Consider the following 7,424-nt stretch of genomic DNA (forward strand, 5'->3'; position numbering starts at 1 on the left):
GGTCGGCGAGCCGCCCCGCCAGACGGCCGCCGATGATCCCGGCCAAACCGGAAGCAATCACAAATGGTCCCAGCCCGCCCAGGCCGCCGGCACCCTGCTCTTCAGCCATGGCCACAATGAACGGCGGACTCAGGGCGGAGACCAGCAGCAATGCGCGCACGCCCACGAATTTCCGGAAGGGTGCATCCGCCCGCAGCAGGTTCCAGGAACGGGCGAGCCAGCCCCCGTCGTTGTTCCCCGCCGGCGCCTGCGCAGGTTCCTTGATCCGCGCGAAAACCAGCATCGCGGCCAGCCCGGCGCCCGCAGAGATGCCAAGAAGAGCGGCCAGGGCGGCGGGATTCACCTCGCTGCCTCCGAGCAGGCGGAGACCCAGCCCCACAGTCACTGCAACAATCCCAGATGCCAACGCAGCAATCCCATTGATCTGTCCGCGCTGGCCCTGGGGGATGGTGCGGCCCAGGATGTCCTTGGAAGCGATGGAAGTCAGCGCCCGGGCCAGGGCGAAGACGGCCACTTCCAGGAGAACTGCGACGCCGGCCGCGGTGCCGGTTCCTACGGCTGCGGTGAATGCCATCGCCGCTACTGCTGCCGCCTGCCCGGCTGCACCGACGACCCAGATCCACTTCCGCTGGCGGTGCCGTCGCACCCAGGGAGCCAGAGCAGCCTGAGGCAGCATCGAACCGGCTTCACGGACCGGAACAAGCAGTCCAATGATCCAGGACGGCCCGCCGAGCGAGGCCACCAGCCAGGCCAGAACCGTTGAGGCATTGACAACCTGATCACCGGTGTTTTGCAGAGCGGTGGCAGCGACCAGGCGGAGGCCGTTGCCTGGCACGTTCCGCCGAACATCCTCCGGCATGCCGGCCAGGGCGCCGTCGTCGGATTTGATGATGCGGCCGTAAAGCCTGGCTCCTGCGTTTTCCATCCGCATCAAGTCGCTCGGTCAGGCCAGCCGCAGGGCGCGAGGGACCCAACAGCCGGCGGCCGTCCACCTCAGGTGTTGTCTGTCTCGGCTTCCGGCGTGGGTTCGGGTTCGGGCTCGGGTTCGGGGGGCAGTGCACCGCCCTCGCCTTTCCACCTGTGCAGCTGTTTCTCCGGCACTTCACCAGTGTCCGATGTCCCGGTCTGGTCCGGCTCGTTTCCTGTCGACTCGTCCATGTCCAAACTGTATGCCGCCCCCGTCGGGCCAACAAGGTCCGTAGCCACACTCGGGCGGAGGCAGTAGTGTCTGCCGGAGCATCAGGCGCGGGACGGCGTGCCGCAGGGTCCGGGTCACGGGTTCGCAGGCTGGGTGGAGAGCACCGATCGGGTTCAGTCTGCCAGTTCCGGCCGGTGCCGCAGAGCACAGGCGGGAGGAAAACCTTACCGTTCAAGGGACAGCGCGGCCTGAGCGCCGGCTACCGCCGCTGAACCGTCCGGGCCGTTCGCGGTGTTTCCCGGTAATGCCGCCGGCAGAGGAGCGCGCGGGGACGGACAGAGCCACAACAGGGCCCTATGGCTGGTCTATGGCCTGCTGCAACGACAGGATCTTCGCCATCTGCGTCCCGATATCCCAGGAACCCGGATCCGGGGCTCTGGAAGAAGAATCCCGTCACCGGCAGCTGAACCGGCGCTGACACCCGTGCCATATAGCGACAGATGCGCGGTGATCAGCGCTGGAAGGAGCCGGTGTCGGGGGTCTGCGGTTCGGGCCTGGGCCGGTGCTGGTTCAGGCGCCGGTCCAGCCGGTGCCAGAAATCCCGGACCATGACCTCGAAGGCGTCGGTGGCCGCGTCCGCGTCATTGTTGATGACGTGGTCGTAGGCCAGCCCGTAGAAGGAGGCGACCAGCAGCCGGGCATCGGCCGCGGCGTCCTGCGGGTCCACTCCCTGGGCGGTCAGCCAGGTGCGGGTGCGGGCGGTCCAGTGCGCGAAGTTCTGCCCGGCGGTGCCGGCGGGGTGTTCCTCGACCAGATCCAGCATGGCGGCCTCGAACCCGAGCCGGTCCAGCTGCCGGGAGCGGTCATGGACCACCCAGGTCCACACCCGGTGCAGCCAGGCGTCGTAGTCGGCGCGGGTCCAGGTGGTGACGTCCTCGTCCTTGAGCCGGTCGGCGCGGGCCTCGATGCGCGAGACGATCTCGTGGATCAGCTGCCGGCGGTCGCCGAAGTGGTAGACCAGCGAGTAGGCGCTGATCCCGAGTCCGGCGGCCAGGGTGCGGAAGCTCAGCCCGGCCACGGGCTTGTCCTGCAGGTACTCCACGATCTGTTCCAGCAGCTCGTCCTTGCGCTGCGGGTTCTTCGGTCTGGCCATGAACCGACTCTAGGGCCTGCGGCAGCCGTTGGGACAAGGGCATTCACTACTCGTTTTCATCTTTTGGACATGTCCAGGTAGAGCCTGCTGGTTAACAAAATGGTTAACAAGTCGGGCAGTACGCCACAGCAGGGGCTGGAGTACGGATGCAGACAGGACCTGAACGAAGCGCACAGGAGCGCACTTCGCTCAGCTGGGACAAGGTGCTGCGCTCCGCCCTCGCCCTGGCCGACAGGACGGCATCGGCGCCCTGTCGACACGCCCGCCCGCCCAGGACACGGGCACCAGGCCGATGTCGCTCTACTACTGTGTGGCCAACAAGGAAGAGATCCTGGATGGCCTCGTGGACCTCGTCTTCACCGAGATCGAACTGCCGCAACCCGGGGCCGACTGGAAAACGGAAATGCGCCGCCGGGCCCACTCGGCGTCATGTGCTGCGCCGGCATCCCTGGGCGGTCGGACTGCTCGAATCAAGGAAAGCGCCCGGGCCCCCAATGCTTAAGCACCACGAAGCCACGCTCGCGACATTCCGTCCCGCGGGTCTGGACACTGCTGAAGTCACGCTGGCCCCGGGTGGCCCTTACGATCATCCAGCCGATGCGGCGGGCAGGTCCTGCATGCATCCGGTCCGGGCTGCGCCCGGGGCCGGTACCGCACCGACGACACTTCAAGCCAGGCTGGCTTGGTATTGCCGGGTAAGAGGTTCACAGGGCGGAGGAAAGAACCGGCGACGGAACAACGGCCGGTTACCGCTGTGCTGCAGCGTTGCGTATGGCGGTCAGGGCCTTGCGCAGTTCAGTGAGCACCGGGGCCGGAACCGCGCCGGTCAGGTAGGCCAGGCCGTTGCAGGCGGCGGTAAAGGCATCGCTGTCGTTCATGGCCAGCGCGTTTCGGCAGTAGACCTCAGCGAACCTGTTCAGCAGTTCAGAGTGCTCGTCACTGAGATCGGGCTGGAGGACCTCGATGACATGCAGGATGCGGGTCCGCAGGTCCCCATTTGCGGCTGCGGGGCGCCGCAGCTCAATGTCTTCGGGGCGGGCGTGGAGGATGTCGAGTCTGAGGACGGACCCGAAGACGGCCACTGTGCGGGGCAGATAGTCCAGATCTGCCGGTTTCTCATAGGTGCGCGGCCCCGACCGGCCGGTGACGGTCTGTTCGATGGCGGTGTAGAACCCACAGACAAGGTAACTGGTCACCGGCTGTAGGCCGATCCTGTTCTGTCGCAGCCTGGCCTTGCCCGCTTTGCGGAACGCCGCTTCGATCAAGGTGCAGAACGCTGCCAGATCCAGCCGGCCCCAGTGCTCATTGACCAGCTGACGGACCCAGGCTTTATCCCGGTCGCTTGGCTGCGGCCAGTCCCGCTCAAGGAGCTTGACTTCAAGGTAATTGAGGACCTCGTCCTCGATGCACCGGGCGGCGGCACGGGCGATGTCTTCGAAGGAGCTGGTCAGAATGCGGCCGAGCCGTTCATCGAGCTGTTTTTCAAAAACCCGGAGGCGTTGGGCCGGTGGTCCGTCTCCGGCGAAGATCCAGATGATTCTGGAGGGATAGAACGAGGATTTTCCATCGGCCGAAAAATCGACCGCCTCCTCTCCGATGGCCGCGCAGGGAACCAGCACGTCGTTCACGAGCAGCTGCACGTCAGAGCACGGCAGCGCCTCGATGAGGGCCTGTCCGCCAATATGCTCGCCCCAGGCGCCGGTCTGCCGCAGGGCCTCGGCGGCAAGAACGGTCTGCGGGCTGATGCCCGCCGGCAGGCCGTGATCGGCGGCTTTGATCCAGGTCCGGATCCGTTGAATGCAGGTCGGGCAACCAGTCCCGGTGTCGGGGTTGTGCCGGTCCTGCCACACCCGGCGCGCCTGGGCGCGGGATGTAACCGGTACCGGGGGCAGGATACCGCCGCACTTTGGGCATCTGAGCCCGGTCACTTCGGCTGAGACGAACTGGGCCACGTACCGGGCGGTCCGTACCGGGCCGTGCCGGTCGACCGGAGTACCCTTGAAACTGTGGGGGAAGACCAGTTCCCCCGCAGGGTCCAGATGATTTTCCCAGTAGGCGAGGGCCGCGGCGGTTTCCGGGACCCGGTCGCCCAGAATCCGCAGACGGATCACGCCGACATCGATGCGTTCCACCAAGGCTCCCTGCGAAAAACTATGTTCCCCACGCTACGCCTGACCCGGCCACCCGTGCAGACTTTTCTGTCACCCCGACCCGGGCACAGCTCTCAACAAAGCAGGAAGCCCGGCCGCCCCGATGGACCGCAGGTACTCCGGGGACGGATTTGACGGATCCGGAACGAATATCTTCATGGCCAAGCCCTTCCCCCGGTGTCCTAATACGAAAGTAGGGTGAGTCAGGCTGCGGCGGCCGGCGTGAGGGTGACGTCGTAGCCGAGGTCATTGAGGCGTTTGATGGCGTTGTTCCTGGCGCGGGCCGGGTCCTGCCTGGTGTAGTAGCCGGGACCGGGATCTTCGTAGCAGACGCCCTGGGCGAGCAGGTGCCAGACCGCGGCAAGGACGGCGTGTTCGGTCGCGACGATGGCCTTGGGTTTGCCGCGGCGGGCCATGATCCGCTTGAAGCGGGCGCCGAGGTGGGTGTCCTTGGTGTGGGAGATGGCCAGGGCCGTGGTGCCCAGGGCGCCTTTGAGGTGTTTGTTGCCGGGGCGGGTTTTGGAGGATCTGACCCGGCCGGCGGACTCGTTCGAGCCGGGACAGACTCCGGCCCAGGAGGCGAGCCGGCCGGGGGTTTCGAACACGGCCATGTCGGCGCCTGTCTCGGCGATGATCACGTCCGCGACGGTGTTGGAGATCCCGGGGATGGTGGTCAGGAAGTCCCGTGCGGTGCGAAAGGGGGCGATTGCCTCCTCGGTCTTTTCGGTGAGTGCGTCGACGGTCCTGCCGTGGGCGTCGATCTGGTCCAGGTAGATCCTCACCATGAACGCATCGTGGTCGCTGAAGCGGCCCACCAGGGCCTCGGTCAGGGCCGCGGTCTTGCTGCGCATCGGGCCCCGGGCAGGGACGCGAGCACCACCGGGGCGCGTTCGCCGGCGATGAGGGCCTCGAGCATGGCACGGGAGGACACACCGGTCAGGTCCGTGACGGTGGAGGAGAGCTTGATGCCGGTGGATTCAAGGAACTTCTCCAGCCGCTGGATGCACCGGGCTCGCTCACGGACCACCGCGGTACGGGCGCGGGTCAGGTCCCGCAGCTGGCGGATCGGCTCCGGCGGGACGAACGAGGCCCGCAGCAGCCCGTGGGCGCCCAGCTGGGCCAGCCAGGCCGCGTCGGAGACATCGGTCTTGCGGCCGGGGATGTTGCGGGCTGCCTTGGCGTTGACCAGGACCACCGGCAGCACGTCTTCAAAGACGTAGTAGAAAGGCTTCCAGTAGTCCGAGGTCGATTCCATCACCACGGTGGTGACCCGCGCCTCGAGCAGGAAGTCGCGCAGGGCCAGGACTTCAGCGGCGGTCGGCCCCCAGGTCGTCACCGTCGAGGTGAAGGTCCCGGCTCGTTTGCCCGGGACCCGGATGCAGACCCTGGCGTCCTTCTTGGAGATGTCGATCCCGGCGGCACGCTCATGCACGATGTCCATGGGACCCTCCCTTGGGGGTGTTGCTGGTGGTTGTGTCAGTGTCAGCTGCGGAAAGGACAGGGAAACAAAGAAGGAAACTAACACTCGTGCTCAACGGCAACAGTCCACGGTTCCCGCGGAAGGCCTCCGCGCCACGCTGTCTCACGGACCGGCAGGCGGTACCAAGGACAATCGGCGCTTGGGCCGCAGCGGACACCTGCATTATCCCGCTGCCTCCGCTGTCCCGTCAGGCCTCCACGGATCCCCGGAACGCGACGGGCAGACTTTCAACCCCCACGGCGCGGCAGCGCCCCTGGACCGCTGTCTCAATTTAGTTGGCATTTTCGCAGTTAGGTGGCAGCCTACGGGTTTCGGGGTTTGTCTCAGTTAAGGTGGCAATCGTGCACCGGATCGCTCTCACGGACGGGCAGCGGTGGCTGTTCCCCGGCGCGGCGCGGACGGATCTTGGGTGTCCTGCGCGACGCGATCTCGGGTCGGCGCGGCCAAGTCATGTGTTCGGGTCGGCCGTGGACGTTCCGTACTCCGGGCGCCCGACAGGCCGATAGGTCTGGATGGTTATGCCCCGGGAAGTGGTCCGCGAGCTGACCAGGTCGAGTGCGATGTCCGGACCGGAATCGGGGAACAGCCGTGCGCCCTGGCCGACGACGACGGGATAGATGAGCAGGTCGAGCTGGTCGACCAGGTCACTGGCGAGCAGCCATCGGACGAGGGCACCGCTGCCGGGCACCAGCAGTTCGCCCTCCTGCTGCGTTTTCAGATCAACGACGGCTGCGGCGACGTCACCGGTCAGGACAGTCGTGCCCGCCCACTTCGGGTCGGTGAGGCTGGTCGATGCCACGTACTTGGGCCGGCTGTTCAGCGCGGCGGCGATCGGGTTCGCGCTCGGGTCGGTCATCGCTCCCCAGTAGCCGGCGAAGATCTCGTACGTCCGCCGGCCGAACAGGAACGCGGCCGCGCCGCCGTAGATCTGGTTGAGATAGTCCCCCGTTCCGGTGTCGAGAAGCGGTATGGCCCATCCGCCGCGGTCGAAGCCGCCGGTGCGGTCTTCGTCCGGTCCGCCCAGCCCCTGCATCACGCCGTCCACCGAGACGTTGGTCGTCGTCGTCAATCTCATGTCGTGATCACACCCCCTCTGGATCTGCGCTACTTGCTCTAAAGAAGCACACTTTCAGGTGTTTATCTACGGGTTAGCATCGGGTCGTGCGTACGCGGGACTACGGCCAGTTCTGCGGTCTCGCGCTCAAGGAGCTGGAGGAGGACGGTCTCGTAGTACGCGAGGCGCGGACCGGCTCGGACCGGTCGGTGGTCTACCGGGCGAGAGATGCATACGGAATTGCCAACTCAAGTAAGACGGCAGCAGCGCGATCTATCTCAGTTTGCTTGGCAAGACCCCAGGTCAGCATTGCCAACTTCAGTGAGACCGGACAGCCAGCTGCATTGCATGTGTGGGAGGTGCAGACAGCATTCACTGTCGGTTTTCTTTTCCTGTCTTCTGCAGTGCCGCTTCAGGTTTCGGCTGAAGCAGTCTCTGCCGGGTACTGC

The 7,424-nt window shown here is 66.1% G+C and carries 7 protein-coding genes and 1 pseudogene; 2 read left to right on the forward strand and 6 right to left on the reverse strand.

The genetic code is table 11. The annotated features are described in order from the left end of the window. From AC5RW2_RS39155 to AC5RW2_RS39165, 3 genes are all read right to left on the reverse strand, one after another. Positions 1-925 (reverse strand): MFS transporter (locus tag AC5RW2_RS39155; protein WP_494075196.1); only part of this gene is annotated, 925 nt, incomplete at its 3' end. Positions 926-993: 68 nt separating this feature from the next. After that, positions 994-1,158 carry a hypothetical protein gene (locus AC5RW2_RS39160; protein WP_493986606.1) on the reverse strand — a complete coding sequence of 55 codons (165 nt, stop codon included), beginning with the start codon at positions 1,156-1,158 and terminating at the stop codon, positions 994-996. Between the two features lie 491 nt (positions 1,159-1,649). Then, positions 1,650-2,291, reverse strand: coding sequence for a TetR/AcrR family transcriptional regulator (locus tag AC5RW2_RS39165; protein WP_493986607.1), 642 nt, complete (start codon positions 2,289-2,291; stop codon positions 1,650-1,652). A gap of 292 nt (positions 2,292-2,583) precedes the next feature. Here AC5RW2_RS39165 and AC5RW2_RS39170 point away from each other — a divergent pair, with 292 nt between their 5' ends. Further along, complete coding sequence (locus tag AC5RW2_RS39170; RefSeq protein WP_493986608.1) at positions 2,584-2,793, forward strand: hypothetical protein; 210 nt, start codon at positions 2,584-2,586, stop codon at positions 2,791-2,793. Between the two features lie 244 nt (positions 2,794-3,037). Here AC5RW2_RS39170 and AC5RW2_RS39175 read toward each other — a convergent pair whose 3' ends face one another. From AC5RW2_RS39175 to AC5RW2_RS39185, 3 genes and pseudogenes are all read right to left on the reverse strand, one after another. After that, positions 3,038-4,423 (reverse strand): hypothetical protein, encoded by a 1,386-nt coding sequence (locus AC5RW2_RS39175; protein WP_494075197.1) that lies wholly within the window; start codon positions 4,421-4,423, stop codon positions 3,038-3,040. 221 nt (positions 4,424-4,644) lie between these two features. Beyond that, positions 4,645-5,882: pseudogene (locus AC5RW2_RS39180) on the reverse strand (IS110 family RNA-guided transposase). Between the two features lie 487 nt (positions 5,883-6,369). Further along, positions 6,370-6,996, reverse strand: coding sequence for a dihydrofolate reductase family protein (locus AC5RW2_RS39185; protein ID WP_493986723.1), 627 nt, complete (start codon positions 6,994-6,996; stop codon positions 6,370-6,372). An 86-nt stretch (positions 6,997-7,082) separates the two neighbouring features. Between AC5RW2_RS39185 and AC5RW2_RS39190 the strand changes: the two genes are divergently transcribed. Continuing rightward, positions 7,083-7,424 (forward strand): hypothetical protein (locus AC5RW2_RS39190; RefSeq protein ID WP_493986724.1); only part of this gene is annotated, 342 nt, incomplete at its 3' end.

Source organism: Arthrobacter sp. B0316-1-20 (assembly GCF_059091865.1).